We start from the raw sequence: 15,239 nt of genomic DNA, 5'->3' as shown, positions 1-15,239 counted from the left end.
CGCCCGCCCCATCATTCGGCGGCGGCGATGGCTTGCCGTGCCGGATCGGCGGCGGGCAGCGGCCCCGCGCCGATGCAATTGTATTCCAGCCCGCTGCCCGTGACTGCAACCGGATCGAGCACGTTACGGAAATCGACCAGCGTCTTGCCCCGCATGGTCGCTGCCACTTTCCCCCACTGAAGGGTTAGGTAGTCCTGCCAATGGGTCAGCAGCACGACGGCGTCGGCATCCTCCAGACAGGTCCAGACATCACTGCAGTAGGCCAGGGTTGTACCTTCGAGAGCCGACTTGGCCATCTCGATGGCGCAGGGATCGTGCGCCCGGACCTCCGCACCCGCCTGCACCAGCGCGGGCACCAGATCTAGCGCGGGCGATTCGCGCACGTCGTCGGTATCCGGTTTGAAGGCCAGCCCCAGGACGGCGATTCGTTTGTCCGCGAGACTCCCGCCACAGGCCCGACGCACCGCATGAATCAGGTTCCGTTTGCGCGCGCCATTCGCCTCGACCACCGCCTCGACGATGCGCTGGGGCCGACCGCAGGCTTCGCCCATGCGCACAAAGGCCTTGGTGTCCTTCGGGAAACAGGATCCACCATAGCCGGGTCCAGGCTGTAGAAACTTCGGACCGATGCGCGTATCCAGTCCCATACCACGCCCGACCTGGCGGACATCGGCGCCGACCGCCTCACAGAGATCGGCGACATCATTGATAAAGGCCACCTTGGTCGCGAGGAAGCTGTTGCAGGCGTACTTGGTCAACTCCGCCGTCTCCGGATCGGCGATTTCCAGCGGAACGCCGGCGAGTTGCTGCGGGCGGTAGAGTCGCTGCAGCACCGCGGCGCTGCGCGGCGATGCTACGCCGATCACGATGCGGTCGGGGCACATGAAGTCCTTCACCGCCTCGCCCTCGCGCAGAAACTCCGGATTGGAAGCGGTTTCGAAGTCGGCGTCCGGATTGACCGCTCGCATCGCCTTGTATAGCGCTCGCGAGGTGCCAACCGGCACCGTCGACTTGGTGACCACCACGGTCGAGCCCTGCAAATGCTCGGCAACCAGCCGGCCGGCCGCAAAGACCGCCTCCAGATTGACGCTGCCGTCCGGGTTGTCCGGCGTGCCGACGGCAAGAATGACGACGTCGGCCTCGGGGATGGCCTCCACCATCGAGGTTGTGAAGTGCAGCCGCCCACCTTCGTGGTTGCTGACGACCACGTCTTCCAGGTTGGCCTCGAAGATCGGCATGATGCCCTGCTTCAGGCCCTCGATCTTTTGGCCATCCTTGTCAATGCACCAGGTTTCGAATCCCAACTCGGCAAGACAGGCGCCTGAAACGAGCCCAACGTAGCCAGTACCTACAACTGCAATCCTCATAACCATCTCCATCGTATCTGGGGTCCATGCGCGGGGTTCCGCGGGCCTACTCGCTTTTCCTCACTTGCGCCTCGGTCGTCGCCCCCGGGCTCGCATCGGCAAAGGACGCGGATAGCGGCCCGATAACCTCGTTCATCAGGTCTTTCAGATTTCCAAGTACAGCAGCCAAGGTCTCGCCGCCCAGTGAGTCGGTGTCGATGAAGCGCACCTCCACCGGATGACCGACCAGGCTAGGCGGTAGCGGGTCCTCCATTGAGAGGATCACACTGCCATGGCTCATGTCCTGCCGCGCCCAGTCCGGAAAGCCGGCACGCTCGATGTTCTGCGGCTCCAACTGGATCGAGGTGACCCGCGCAGTGTGGGTTTCGCCCGTGGTCGGCATCACAACTTCGGCGCGCTCATTTGGCTCGATGGCACTGATTTCACCAAGATGCACCAGCGCCTCGACGTTGACGTCCTTGGCGCCATTCTTGATCACCTGTGCGATCAGAGCGCCTTTCTGCACCCAGTAGCCGCCAGCCCCCGAACGGATCGTGTGGACGATGCAATCGCAGGGCGTATAGACCACGCCGGCAGCATTACGAGCCTCCAGCGCCCGTAATTTGGCCTTGGCGAAGCCGTAGCTGGACTCCAACTCCTTGATCCGCGCGCGCAGTTCCAGGGGACTGAGCTTGGTCAGGACCGGCTCACCATCATTGCCGCCGCTCACGACCGTCGCGCTGCGGCCGGCATTCAAGCTCTCGCGCATGTTCTCCAGCATGCGTTCGCTGTAGCTCAGCGTTGCGCGCGCCAGGACGAGCTGTGCTTCGGCCTCCGGGTCGTGCACGGTAACCAGCACTTCATCGCGCTTGACCAAATCACCAGGGTCGAAGTCATGTGGTGCCAGTTCGCCATCGGTCGGTGCGTAGATCCTGATCTCAGGCGCCGTCACCGCCGCGAAGTCCGGCTCGATGACGAAAAGCCGCTCGTAGAGCGCCGCGCCTAGAACCGCGAGCAGAACCGCGATCGCCGCGAGCGTCGTACCGAAGCGCAGCAGGCTCGGTGCCGGGTTGGGCGGACGCACCGTCTTCTTCACGCGCTCGCGTACCGTTTGCGGGTCCTCCTTTGCGGAGAGCTGTTCCAAGGTAAGGTGCGTTCCGGCAAGGTGGGCGCGGATCAGGCGCCGCAATATCGCGGCCTCCGGATCGCCGATCTCCGTCAACTCAAACCGGCCGCCGCGACCGTCGCCGCGCTGTCCAAGCATCCGTGCCGATGCCGGGATCGCAGCGCGAAAGCCGTTGCAGCGTATGTAGAGATCGCAGGAGATCGTCTCGCCCGGTTCGAGCGGCGGCGTCTTAACCGTGCTGAAGCCGCTGACGGAGATGTCGTGGCCGGTGTAGCGCCGGCCGTCAACTACAGCCAGGAATGGAAGAGCGACGCGCACATGCAGTCGCTCATTGCGCGCCTCGCTGTGCAGGGGCGCCCGCGTCGCCGATTCCGCCGGCGGTGCCTCGTCGAGGTCATCGTCATCACCCTCCGGTTCTTCGCCCGGCCTAGCCAAGCGCGGCTCGATCGGTTCGTTTCTGTGTTTCTTGCGCATTACTTCCCTCCGGGATGCCTTTCTTGGGACCTGCCGGCCAGTAACGTGAGATTGCTGAGGATCACGCGCCCATCGATGCGACAGGCTGTCGGACCGTCGCCACAGCGCAGTGGGTAGCGAGCGACCGACCCGTCGTTATCCGGCAAGCCGACGAGGCGCAGCTGTGTCCGATCCGCGCCTGCGCCGCGCATGAGGATATCCTCCCCATTATCGAAGGTTTGCCAGCGCGCTGTGATTTGTTCCGGGGGCAGCAGTATCGGGCTGCCGACCGTGCGGCGCTCCAGCGCGGCCGCGAGCCAAAAGTCGTCCACGGCGGCCTCGCTGGCGCGCACTATCGATTGCCAGACCCGAAGGTCGGGAAAGGCCAGCGCACCTGTCGCGAAATTGACGGCAGCGACCAGGGCAAGAAGCGAGGCCAGATGCAAGGCCGCGCTCTCGCGCCGCACACGCAGGGCCTGACGCGGATCGGCGGCCTCCAATGATGAGATCCCCTGGCGGGTCCACTTCTGCTGGTTGAAGCGAAAGTTCACCGAGCTCTTCAGGGCCGCACCGACAATCTGGTTGTAATAGAGCAGAATTGGCCACAAGGGGTTCATACGCCCCCAGGCGAGACCGAGCAGGCCAGAAGCGATGAGACGCGTCGACATAACCCACAACAGGTAGACCAAGCCAAACGATGGTCGGACCAGCAAGGTCATTGAGATCGCCACCGTGGGGCCGATCAGCGTCGTCCAGATCGACAGCCGCTGATCCACCAGGCACCACCAGGTGAACAGGCCCATTCGGCGCGGCCCTAGCGCGATGGCGCGCCCGCTGGTGCGGAACATGTTGCCGAACCAGCGGCGCATCAGCCCCGTGGTACTGACAAAGAAGCGGTTTCGGTCGGGCAGTTCCTCGAAGCCATAGGCCATGACATCGGGCAGATAGCGCATCGCCCAGTTGTTCTTCAGTAGCCAATACCAGGTCGATTTATCGTCGCCCGACAGGAACGTGATGGTGCCGAACCGGCGGTGCGCCAACTGGTCACGCTCGACCAGTTGGATGAAATCCGGACGCGTGCAAAGGTCGGCGCGGATGACCGAGTAGCGTCCGGTCAGCACAAGCACCCGGCGCGACAGCGAAAGTGAGCTCATCTGGACGTGCCGCTGAGCATAGCGCAGATCGTACCACTCTCGCGCCACATCGCCACCGTCGACCATGGCGCGGTTGTTGGTGGTTAGCGCGCCGAGATCGTCCTCCAGCAGGAAGAACGGCAAGGAGCGCCGGAAGGTCGACGCCGGCAAGCGGATATCGCCGTCCATGAAGACCACAAGGTCGTCTGGCCCCGGCTCGCAACGCGCGATAGCGCGCAGTACCTCAGCCATGGCGCCGCGTTTGCCGTCGCCGCGCTGAAACATGTAGCGGATCTCGAAGCCATCGGGTTGTTCATGGTCGGCCAGCAGTTGGTTTAGCACGTCGACGTCGGTACGGTCGCTGATCGCAGCGAACACCGTCGTCGGCACGCCGTAGTCCGCGGCATTGCGCAGCAGTCCCTCATAGACGGCATAGGTGACCGCCGGGTCTGTCCGATAGGAGGTGCAGAGCACATAGACATGCCCCGGTCGGTGCCCCTGTTCGTTGACGGCATCGGCGGCGTGCCGAAGCTTGGGGAAGACAATTCTGCCGTAGATCAGGCCGCGAAAGTAGTGAGTGAACCACCACGTGTAACGCCAAAGGCCTATGACGCCGATGGAGAGTAGGAAGATATGCGACGTCGAATCAAAGACGCCACTGGGCAGGTAGGCGACGAGAAGGCATAGTGCGCCGCCATAGAACAGGGCAACCACCAGAGAGGTCTGCCAAGTGGCCCGGGTGGGCTCGAAGCGGTCCGCCAGGGCCGCCTTCACCGACGTGCGCCCAGATTCATTCCTGCCCACCAGCTGTGAAGCGGCGTTCTGTTGCAACAGCTTCTTCTTGTCGGCGTGTCTCATCACAGGCGATCAGTTCTGATCCTTGGTTCGTCTTGGCCGAGTACCGCGACACCTGACGAGGGTATGATCGATTAGGGGGACGGGTTGGCGATCTGCGACGGCCGGGCTCTGCCAAAGCGATTTGTGGATGGTGGCGGATTACCTCTGGGGCGCCGCAAGAGCGGCTGAAAGCAGTCAGCACACGGGCTCGCGTTGCTTACTCGCGACGGCCGAATGAAGTAGTGGATGCTGTACATGTTTGCTCCCTTCGTGGAGGAATTGCTCCCTGTCGCATGAGACGTATTCCCCCTCCGGCGCCCGACCGCGCTTACTCCTACTGACTCGAGCTTCGTTGAATGGTTCCGGTCGCTTGGCGCCACCACAGAATTGTCACGTGGGCCATTCGCAATGTTCCGAGGAACTGACGGTTGGCAGACAGTTCTATTGCGAAAAAGTTGTCCGGTGCGCCGATCGGTCAAATCGGATTGAGCATTTGCGCTGTCTTCGCGCCACAATTGTAGGGACTTACGGGAAAGGGGTGAGATCACTCGCGTCCACTGCAGCAGAGGACTCCGGCTACCTTTGTGCCGGCGCTCTTTGCGAATCGTCCGGAGGAACTGCGGCGTTTCTTCGGCCCTGCATCGCCAGGCTCACCATACCGTAAGGCGCCAAGGGCCATTGCACCCCGAGCGGCGGCGCTTGGCGCTGAAGTTCAAGCCGGCATTCCGCCAGCGACCATAGAAGCGCCACTCATCCATTCTCCGCACCACAGCCACATTCGCATCTGTAGAGCCAAACCAGCGGACAGAAGACCGGGCCTGCTGCCCTCCGGTTCCTCGTCCATTGTGAGGGTCCTGGTTGGCTCCGCGTTGCTCCTAAAACAGACTCCGGACGGACCGGTGAACTTCGCCTTAGGGTCAGGTTGGGACATTTCGTCCTTAGGGCGTAGGCGCGAAACGTCTGAGTTGGCTTGAAAGCCGAAATCTCGGGCTGTGGCGCTCAAACCGATGCCATCCTTTCGCACTTCATCCAAGGTGGCTGGGGCGGCCCGGCTGGTGCCGGATATGCGCAACTGAATAAGCGCAGCAGCTCTAGCCGAGGGGCGGCTCGTCAGTCCCCATTTGGTGGTCTAGAATGCCAGCAACCCCACTGACGTCCGGAGCGCCCGTGACTGAGATATCTGGCTCTGCGCCCACTTATCCCGGCGAAGTCTTAGAAGCGGAGTTCCTTATCCCGCACGACCTAAGCCGGGCGCGCTTGGCGCGTGCAATGGGTCTTCCCTACGGCCGGCTCACCCGTCTCACCCAGGGCCGCACCCGCATCAGCGGCGAGACCGCCCTTCTATTGGCGCGGATATTCCAGACCACACCGGAGTTCTGGCTGAACCTTCAGGCACACTACGACTTGGCGCGTGCGCAAGCGCAACTCACAGGCGCGCAGGTCGCGCGCGCCAAGGCATTCGGCACCCAGCTGCAGAGATCACGGCAGCTTTGATGGCCACTTTCCTTCAAGCAGGGTCCTCCGAGTTCCGAACCGACTTGTCACCAGGACACCTCCTGTTGGAACGTTCGCCAGGGTTCAGGAGCCGGCTTGCCCGCTCCAATGGTCCAGGTCCGCCAAAGACGCCTGAGGCGCCGCCTCTGGTACTCAGCCCCTCAATGTCGCCTGACGAGGAGAGAGCGGACCTGCTCTGCCCTCCTCCCAACGTCCGGGTCGTGCCAGAAGCGGTCTTCGAATCCGGCCCGATCCGGCGCCAGTAAGTTTCCACTAGATCAGATACTGGTCTCGCCTATTGCTCAGGAAGTGCCAGATGTCTCTGACCACCGGGTTGGAATTCTGGCTCAGGCGGTGCAGCCGGATCTCGACATCAACCGCCCAGTCTTCCATGGCCGCCCGGGTCAGCAGCCCGGACTCGACGTCCTGCTGCACCATGCTCCAGGGCAGCCAAGCGACGCCGAGCCCGTCGCGGGCCCTGATGCGCAGCGCCCCGGCCATGGAGTTCTCGTAGATCGGGACCAGGCGCGGCAAGACGTTTCGCGCTTTCAGGATCGGCGCCACATGCCAGCCGATCGGGGCCGACGGACTGTACTGGAGATAGGGAATTGTAGCGTCCGCCTCCGCTTCAAGCCGAAACATCGGCGCGCCGTCGCCGTCGGGCTTGCAGACCGGAACCAGCTGATCGATGCCGATCTTCAGCGACTGCAGCGCCGGGGAGACCTCCACGCAGGTCGCATAGGCGCTTTCGTAGGAAATAACGAAGTCGACCTCGCCGCGCCGCAGGTCGGCGATGCAGTTCGGCAGGTCATCGGCCCGCAGGCGGGAAAGTATGGGGCCGAAGGCGACCTCGAAGGCCTGCATCCACGCCGGGAAGAAGCGCCAGCCGATGGAATGCTGGGCGGCGAAGGTGACCACGTACTTGTCGGGCCGGGAGAGCGACTCGCGGATCTGAGCGCGCTCGGTCTCGATGCGCGACAGCGCCTGCTGGCCGGCTTCCAGCATCTGCTTTCCGGCGCCGGTCAGTTTCACCGGATGGCTGGAACGGTCGATGAGATCGGTCCCGACCCAGTTCTCCAGCGCCTTGATCCGCCGGCTGAAGGCCGACTGGCTGATGTTGTTCTGTGCCGCCGCCTGGGAAAAATTCCCGGTCTTCGCCAGGCTCGCCAGATCGCTGATCCATTCCGTATTCATGCGAACAATGCGTTTCTTGCATCATGTTTGGCAAACATAACACTGGCCATACGGCGCGAGTGCGTCAAGCTCATGCGATCGTATCCGGATGGCCGAGGGGGAAGACTGAACCGATGCTGCTTTCGCGATTTCCGCGCGCCCGGCTCTGCCACAGCCCCACCCCGCTCGAGCCCATGGAGAACCTCACAAGGCTGCTGGGCGGCCCGCGCCTGTTTGTGAAGCGCGACGACTGCACCGGCCTGGCGACCGGCGGCAACAAGACGCGCAAGCTGGATTTCCTGATGGGCGAGGCCCTGCAGCAGGGCGCCGATTGCGTCGTCACCCAGGGCGCGGTGCAGTCCAACCATGCGCGCCAGACGGCCGCCGCCGCCGCCAAGCTGGGACTTGCCTGCCACATCCTGCTGGAGCGCCGCGTGCCCGACGCCGCCGGCGACTACGAAACCACCGGCAACGTGTTCCTGGACCGGCTGTACGGGGCGGAGGTCAGCTTTCATCCCACCGGCGGCGACATGAACCAGCTCGCCCGCGAGAAGGCAGACGCCCTGCGCGCGGCGGGCAAGCGGCCCTACTTCATTCCCGGCGGCGGATCGAACTGGGTCGGCGCGCTGGGCTACGTGAGCTGCGCCCACGAGATCGTTCACCAGGCGGAGCAGATGGGGCTGGCGATCGACAGCATTGTCGTCGCGACCGGCAGCACCGGCACCCAGGCCGGCCTCGTCGCCGGGCTGGAAGGGGTCAACAGCGGCATCGACGTGATCGGCATCAGCGTGCGCCAGAAGAAGGAGCCGCAGGAGGCGGCGGTCCACAAGCTGGCGAGCGAAACCGCCGGGCGCATCGGTGTCAGCGGCGAGATCGCGCGCGCGCGCATCGTCGCCGACGACGGCTATGTCGGGCCGGGCTACGGCCGGCCGACGCCCGAGATGATCGAGGCCATCGGCCTGACGGCGCGCCACGAGGGCATCCTGCTGGACCCGGTCTATTCCGGCAAAGGCATGGCGGGCCTCATCGGCCTGATCCGCGCCGGCCGCTTCGACAAGGGCCAGAACGTGGTTTTTCTACATACGGGGGGATCGGCAGCGCTCTTCGCGTACCAGGAGATTCTTCTCCCTGCCGCATAACGACAAAAACCAAAAACACTCAAACAACAGACGAACTGAACAGGAGCGTACGATGGGAATAACGAAGGTACTGGCAGCATCTGCCGTCGCGCTGACACTGGCCGGCGGCCCGGCCGCGGCCGAGACGGTTCTGAAACTGGGTCACGTCTCCAGCGCTGAAAACGTCTACCACAAGGGTGCCGAGCGCTTCGCCGAACGGGTGAAGGAACTGACCGGCGGGTCCGTGAGCGTCGATACGCTGTGCTGCGCGCAGCTCGGCAACGACGTCGCACAGGCGAAAACCGTGCAGCTCGGCGCGCAGGACCTGGCGATTGTATCGAGCAACAACCTGGCCCAGTTCGATCCGCGCATCGACATCTTCAGCCTGCCGGCCCTCTTCCAGGACATCCCCTCGGCCCAGAAAGCGGTCTTCGGGCCGGTGGGCGACGAGATCTTTGAGAACTTCCGTCAGGCCACCGGCATGCGGGTCGTCTATACGACGGCCTGGGGCTCGCGCTCGCTGATCAACAACCGCAATTCGATCAAGAAGCCCAGTGACATGGAGGGCCTGCTGATCCGCTCGCCCGGCAGCCCGGTGATGAATGCGACCTACAAGGCCTTCGGCGCCAACCCGACGCCGGTGGCCTTTGCCGAGCTGTTCACCGCCCTGCAGCAGAAGACGGTCGACGGCGCCGACATGTCGCCCTGCGATGTGCTGTCGCTGAAGTACTACGAGGTGCAGGAGCACCTCACGACGTCGAATCTCTTTACGGGCTTCGGCATGGTGGTGATGAACGACCGCAAGTTCCAGAGCCTCAGCGAGGCCGAGCAGCAGGCCATCCTGACGTCGGGCCGCGAGGCCGGCGAATACTCCTGGGGCCTCACCGCCCAGTGCGACGAGGACGGCATCGCCAAGGCCAAGGAGGTCGGCATGGAGGTCGTCCTGCTGGAGCCCGGCGAGCGTGCGGCCTTCTTCAATGCCGCCCAGGGCGTATGGACCGAGTTCGAGGAGCGTGTCGGCGGCCGCGACCTGATCGACCGCCTCGTCGAGGCTTCACAGTAGGACTTCGCCATGGGCCCCCGCAGTAACCGGCGGGGACTTTTCCCGGAAAATCGCGTGGGGACCGGACAGCCGGCTGTCCGGCCCCCCGCGCCGTGCCGCCCCTCCTGCTTCATGAGGCAGCGATGAAACGGTTCATGCTCTGGCTTCACCGCTTCGACGAGACCATCGTAATCGCGCTGCTGGCGCTGCTGGTCGCGATCGTCTTCCTGCAGGTGGCCTCGCGCTTCGTCTTCAAGCTTCCGATCGAATGGTCGGAAGAGATGGCACGCTTCATTTTCATCTGGTTCTGCTGGATCGGCTGCAGCTATGCGACGGTGCGCTACCATCACATCCGCATCACCGCGCATTTCCGCATCATGCCGCGGGGGCTGGCGCTCTGGCTGCTGCGCCTCGGCGACCTCGCCTGGATCGCCTTCAACCTGGTCGTGCTGTGGGGCGGCGTGCTCTATCTGGACTCGATCCTGCAGTACCCCTACCGGGCGATGATCACCGACATCAACATGTTCTGGATCTTCCTGCCGATCCCGGTGACCTTCCTGATCTTCACGCTGCGCATCGCCTACAACCTGCTGGACCCCGCGTACTTCGAGCGGAGCATGAGCGAGGCGGAGCGCGAAGCCGGCGAAGAGGTGGAGCTGGCCCAGCCCGGCGGAGGCGCCCGATGAGCGTCGGGGCGGCCATCGGCATCACTTTCGTCGCCTGCCTGCTGCTGGGCATGCCCATCGCGGTCGCCATGGGCTCGGCCGCCGTGGTCGCGATCCTGATCGCCGGCTATCCCATCACCTTCCTCGTGCAGGTAATGTTCGAGGCGCTGAATTCCTTCCCGCTGATCGCCATCCCGCTGTTCATCCTGGCCGGCGGCATCATGGAAAAGGGCGGCCTGTCGCAGCGCATCGTGAACATCTTCATGCCGCTGATCGGGCGCGCCTACGGCGGCCTCGCGGTGGTGACCATCCTGGCCTGCATGTTCTTCGCCGCCATTTCCGGCTCCGGCCCGCCAACCGTCGCGGCCATCGGCTCCATCATGATCCCGTCGATGCTGCGGCAGGGCTACTCCGCGACCTTCTCGGGCGGCGTGACCGCCTCGGGCGGGACGCTGGGAATCCTGATCCCGCCCTCGGTGCCGATGATCATCTTCGGCGTGAGTTCGGAGACCTCGATCCCGCGCCTCTTCGCCGCCGGCATCGTGCCCGGTGTCGTCGTGGGCCTGATGCTGACCCTGACCGCCTACCTGCTGGCGCGGCGGGCCGGCTACAGGTCCGCCGACTCGCGGGTCGATTTCAGAGCCTTCGTGGTGGCTCTGCGGCACGGCTTCTGGGCCCTGCTGGCGCCGATCATCATCCTGGGCGGCATCTACACCTCCGTCTTCACGCCGACGGAGTCCGCCGTCGTGGCGGTGGTCTACGGCCTTTTCGTGTCGACCTTCATCTACCGCGAGACGACCTTTCAGAAACTGAGGGAGGTCTTCGTCTTCACCGCGACGATCAGCGGCTCCGTGCTGGTGATCATCGCAACGGCAACGATCTTCGGGCAGATCCTGACCCTGCAGAACATTCCCCAGGACCTCGGCAAGTGGATCGCCGGCCTGTCCGACAACAAGTACGTGATCCTCTTCATCATCTGCGCGGTGCTGATCTTCATTGGCATGTGGATGGATACCATCGCGCAGATCATCCTGCTGACGCCGGTCCTGCTGCCGGTCGTGGTGGGACTGGGCGTCGATCCGGTGCATTTCGGCATCATCTTCGTGCTGTGCTGCGAGATCGGCTTCCTCACACCACCTCTCGGCGTGAACCTCTTCGTGGCCATGCGCCTGACCGGCTGTTCCATCGAGAGCCTGTCGAAATCCGCGCTGCCCTACGTGGCGGTGCTGATGGCCGCGATCGTCCTGATGGTGTTCTTTCCGAGCATCACGCTTTGGGTCCCCCGCTTGATCTACGGCTAAAAGGAAGCCCCCCCGCATGCTCAACTACTATCGCCGGGGCCAGGGGCCCGTGCTGGTCCTGCAGCACGGCTTTCTCGGCGGCGGCTCCCTGTGGATGCCGCAGATCGCGTTTTTCTCGCGCATGTTCGACGTCATCGCGCCCGACCTGCCGGGCTATGCGGGCAGCGCCCATCTGCCGCCGGCCGACAGCGTCGCCGGCATGGCGGCGGCGGTGGTGGACCTGCTGGACGCCCTGGGCGTCGGGGACTTCAATCTGGTCGGGCACTCGATGGGCGGCATGGTGGTGCAGGAGATGGCCGCCAGCCAGGGCAAGCGCATCACCAAGCTGGTGCTCTACGGCACCGCCTGCTCGGGCGAGATGCCGCGGCGCTTCGAGCCCTTCAGCGAGACCGCCCGCACCATGGCAGCCGAAGGCGTGGAGACCACCGGCGCCCGGATCGGCAAGACCTGGTTCGTTGAAGGCGAGCGGGCACCCTACTATCCCCTGTGCCAGAACTCCGGCGCCGGCACGACCCTGGAGGCGGCGCTGGCCGGCCTCAAGGCCATGCCGGCCTGGAACGGCACCGCGGCGCTGCCGGGTCTCGCCATGCCCGCCCTGGTGATGGGCGGCGACCGCGACCGCTCCTACAGCCTGCCGGAGATGGCGTATCTCGCCGCCACGCTGCCCGACGCGCAGCTCGCGATCCTGCCTGGCTGCGCCCACAACGCGCACCTCGAGAAGCCGGACCTTTTCAACCAGATCCTCAACGACTTTCTGCTTTCGACTCCTTCGGACAACTATTAGAGGCCGCTGCGGCGGGCAAGTCTGCGAGGAGAATCGGCAATCGCGTTCTATCGCGTGAGGCGACCTTTTGCTCTCCTTCATTGTCCGGCCAGGCTCACGATCAGCCTTCCCCGAGGCTAACTTCCGGATCCGCTAAGGGGGCCTAACGTGAGAACCTCGGAAGTTGAGACCCAATGTAGCCTCACCGAGGTCGAGCGGACACCCTTTGCCCAGCACCCGATGTCAGGGTCGTGCCATATCAAGGCATCCCAGCTCGTCTTCGAGAGAAGTAAGTCCTGAGTGGTGTTATAAGCCGGCTGAATGCCTTTAGAGCAAGGGGAGGAGTTATGATACGGTCAGCAACACTCCGATTAGTCAGGCCTTGCAGCGAATGTCTTCCGCAAGAAAGACATTACTTCGTCGTAGCGACGTAGACCCCCTCCCAGTCAGGCGGCGGAGGGTGGGCGGCGAACTCCACGATCCTCTGACGGTAGAGCCGCACGAAGACCCTGAGGTTCAGTCGCGCCAGGTGATAGTCGCCCAGCGCATCCAGCATCTCTTCCGCGCGCGGCCAATCACGCGCGCGGTAGGCAGCCAGCATTGAGTCGACGGCGGCCATTGCCGCGCGCACACCGGGATCTTTGACCAAGTCGGAGGTGCCGAGCAGCGCATAGATATGCTGTGGTTCACGCTTCCCTTTCACCCGAATGAGGTCCAGCTGGGTGCAAACGCCGGCGCCGTCCAGCGCCGTCGCGGTCGCCTCACCAAGAACGATGTCCGCTCCGTAGATCGGGCTCTGACCTTCCAGCCGGGAGGCCAGGTTTACAACGTCGCCCAGCACCGAATAGTCGAAACGCTGCCGCGAGCCCATGTTGCCGACCACGCAGAGCCCGGTATTGATGCCGATGCCGATGTTCAGCTGATCGATGTCGGCAAGCCCTGCGGAAGCCTCCGCTGCAAGCTCGCGGTTGAGATCTTCCAGCGCCTGCTGCATCGCAAGCGCGGCCCAGCAGGCATGATCGACGTGCGCTGCATCGCTCAGCGGCGCATTCCAGAACGCCATGATCGCATCGCCCATGTATTTATCGATGGTGCCGGCGTTGGACATGATCACCTCCGTCAACGGCGTCAGCAACCGGTTCATCAGACGAGTCAGCTCCTCCGGACTGTCCTGCAAACCTTCGGAGATCTGGGTGAAACCACGAACGTCGCTGAAGAGGATCGTCATCTCCCGCTTCTCACCGCCAAGCACCAGACGATTGGGATCGTTGGCGAGCTGATCCACCAGGGTCGGCGACAGATACTGGCTGAACGCGCCGCGGACCCGCTGGCGCCGGTTCTCCTCGCGCAGGTAGTTCGTAAAGATAAGAAGGACAAAGACCGAGAATGAACCAGCCAGCGGATAGGCGACGTCGATCAGCAGCCCCTCGTTGACGAAGAGGTGCCAGGAGCCGGCCACCAAGCCGCCGGCCACCACAGCGCCGAGCAACAGGGTGAGAACTGCACCGATCAGAGGCACCATGACAATGAGCAGCAGGCCGATCACCGCCAGAATGGAAAGCTCGGCGCCCAGAGCATAGTTGGGACGCAGCAGCAGCTGGCCGGAAAGAATCATTTCGAGTACCTGCGCATGCACCTCGACACCGGGGACACGGTCCTGAAGAGGCGTCGCCTTGATGTCGAACAGCCCTGCCGCGGAGGTTCCGACCAGCGCCAGCTTGCCGGCCATGCGTTCCGGCCCAACGGCACCGCTCAGCAGGTCCTTGGCAGAGACATAGAGCTGCGGCCGCGGCGTGGCGTAGTGCACCCACAGTCGCCCGTTGCGGTCGGTCGGCACCTCGATGCCGGCGACCACGAAGGAGCGCATCCCCGCCGCGTCCGTCTTGATCAGCACGGCATTACCGCCGGTCGCGATGCGCAACAGTTCCACCGCCAGTGACGGCCGGATCTGGTCATCGGCGACGATGAAGGCCGGCATGTGCCGCACCACGCCGTCTCTGCCCGACACCAGGTTGAAGATCGCCGTGCCGGCGGCGGAACGCTCCAGCATCGCGATATTGCGGACCAGCGCGGGAAAGCGAAAGAGGTAGGGCTTCGGATCCGGGCCGATCACCGCCAGGGGCACCTGCGACCGTTCGAAATTGCCTGCCGCACCCAACTTACGATGATAGCCGGCCTGACCGAGCACCACCGGCGTGCGCCGCAGCGCCAGAGCCATCAGCTCGTCGTTGCTTGGCAGGTTGCGCATAGCGTCCAGGAGATCGGGTGGCAGGTGACCCAGATAGTTGGCATAACGTCCCGGCGAGGTGCGGTCCGGCTCCGCGAAGACGACGTCGAAGGCCGTAGCTGCGACACCGGAACTGCGCAGCCGGTCAATCAGCCGTGCGACCTCGGTGCGCGGCCAGGGCCACTGCCCGATTTCGACCAAGCTCTCTTCGTCGATGTCGACGATCACCACAGGCTGCTGCTCCAGCGGCTCGCGCGGCATGGCCGTTTGATAGAGATCGAAGATCTTCAGGCGCAGGGCTTCCAGGGGAGCCGGGTCCCACACCCGCAGCACCAGTACCGGCACCAACAGCGCGAGGCCGAGTGCACGACTAAGACCGACGACGCGCAGCATGCGCCTCAACCTGCCCACCCACCGGGCACCTAGACGCTCCGCCCCTTCGCCGGTCACCCGCCTGCTCTCCCCCTCATCACCGCTTCCCGCGGGCCCGTATCGTCACAGCCTAGGCGATCGCGGCTGATTGCTCTAGGTCGACTTCGAAGAATCGATCTGCCTCGCCGA

The 15,239-nt window shown here is 64.1% G+C and carries 11 protein-coding genes; 6 read left to right on the top strand and 5 right to left on the bottom strand.

The features are described 5' to 3' along the window. Positions 1 to 11: 11 nt before the first annotated feature. Genes WDC82_RS13375 through WDC82_RS13365 form a run of 3 tightly spaced genes read right to left on the bottom strand, consistent with a single transcriptional unit; the run spans position 12 to position 4,916 of the window. A complete protein-coding gene (locus WDC82_RS13375; RefSeq protein WP_340118146.1) occupies positions 12 to 1,367 on the bottom strand; it encodes a UDP-glucose/GDP-mannose dehydrogenase family protein in 1,356 nt (451 codons plus the stop codon). A 46-nt stretch (positions 1,368 to 1,413) separates the two neighbouring features. Then, the gene (locus WDC82_RS13370) at positions 1,414 to 2,946 is read right to left on the bottom strand and encodes an HlyD family efflux transporter periplasmic adaptor subunit (RefSeq protein WP_340117837.1); all 1,533 of its coding nucleotides are present in this window, start codon (positions 2,944 to 2,946) and stop codon (positions 1,414 to 1,416) included. Continuing rightward, on the bottom strand, positions 2,946 to 4,916 hold the full coding sequence (locus WDC82_RS13365; protein WP_340117836.1) for a glycosyltransferase: 1,971 nt from the start codon (positions 4,914 to 4,916) through the stop codon (positions 2,946 to 2,948). The genes WDC82_RS13370 and WDC82_RS13365 overlap by 1 nt, the downstream gene beginning before the upstream one ends. Positions 4,917 to 6,029: 1,113 nt before the next feature. On the opposite strand from WDC82_RS13365, the gene WDC82_RS13360 reads away from it, so the two are divergent. Next, positions 6,030 to 6,389, top strand: coding sequence for a HigA family addiction module antitoxin (locus WDC82_RS13360; RefSeq protein ID WP_340117835.1), 360 nt, complete (start codon positions 6,030 to 6,032; stop codon positions 6,387 to 6,389). A 273-nt stretch (positions 6,390 to 6,662) separates the two neighbouring features. Here WDC82_RS13360 and WDC82_RS13355 read toward each other — a convergent pair whose 3' ends face one another. Continuing rightward, a complete protein-coding gene (locus WDC82_RS13355; protein WP_340117834.1) occupies positions 6,663 to 7,583 on the bottom strand; it encodes a LysR substrate-binding domain-containing protein in 921 nt (306 codons plus the stop codon). A 113-nt stretch (positions 7,584 to 7,696) separates the two neighbouring features. On the opposite strand from WDC82_RS13355, the gene WDC82_RS13350 reads away from it, so the two are divergent. The 5 genes from WDC82_RS13350 to WDC82_RS13330 all read left to right on the top strand — a co-directional run bounded on the left by WDC82_RS13350 (position 7,697) and on the right by WDC82_RS13330 (position 12,472). After that, entirely contained in the window at positions 7,697 to 8,701 is a 1,005-nt protein-coding gene (locus tag WDC82_RS13350; protein ID WP_340117833.1) for a D-cysteine desulfhydrase, read from the top strand. A 52-nt stretch (positions 8,702 to 8,753) separates the two neighbouring features. Next, positions 8,754 to 9,743, top strand: a complete 990-nt coding sequence (locus WDC82_RS13345) for a TRAP transporter substrate-binding protein (protein ID WP_340117832.1) — start codon at positions 8,754 to 8,756, stop codon at positions 9,741 to 9,743. Positions 9,744 to 9,877: 134 nt separating this feature from the next. Continuing rightward, positions 9,878 to 10,408, top strand: coding sequence for a TRAP transporter small permease (locus WDC82_RS13340; RefSeq protein WP_340117831.1), 531 nt, complete (start codon positions 9,878 to 9,880; stop codon positions 10,406 to 10,408). Further along, positions 10,405 to 11,688 (top strand): TRAP transporter large permease, encoded by a 1,284-nt coding sequence (locus tag WDC82_RS13335; RefSeq protein ID WP_340117830.1) that lies wholly within the window; start codon positions 10,405 to 10,407, stop codon positions 11,686 to 11,688. The genes WDC82_RS13340 and WDC82_RS13335 overlap by 4 nt, the downstream gene beginning before the upstream one ends. Positions 11,689 to 11,704: 16 nt before the next feature. Beyond that, positions 11,705 to 12,472 (top strand): alpha/beta hydrolase, encoded by a 768-nt coding sequence (locus tag WDC82_RS13330; RefSeq protein ID WP_340117829.1) that lies wholly within the window; start codon positions 11,705 to 11,707, stop codon positions 12,470 to 12,472. 391 nt (positions 12,473 to 12,863) lie between these two features. Here the strand turns inward: WDC82_RS13330 and WDC82_RS13325 are convergent, their stop codons facing one another. Then, positions 12,864 to 15,071 (bottom strand): adenylate/guanylate cyclase domain-containing protein, encoded by a 2,208-nt coding sequence (locus WDC82_RS13325; protein ID WP_340117828.1) that lies wholly within the window; start codon positions 15,069 to 15,071, stop codon positions 12,864 to 12,866. Between the last annotated feature and the right edge of the window lie 168 nt (positions 15,072 to 15,239).

Source organism: Pelagibius sp. 7325, assembly GCF_037652055.1.
GTDB lineage: Bacteria > Pseudomonadota > Alphaproteobacteria > Kiloniellales > Kiloniellaceae > Pelagibius.
Note: the sequence above shows the minus strand (reverse complement) of the source record. Positions and strands in the feature narration are given on the sequence as shown.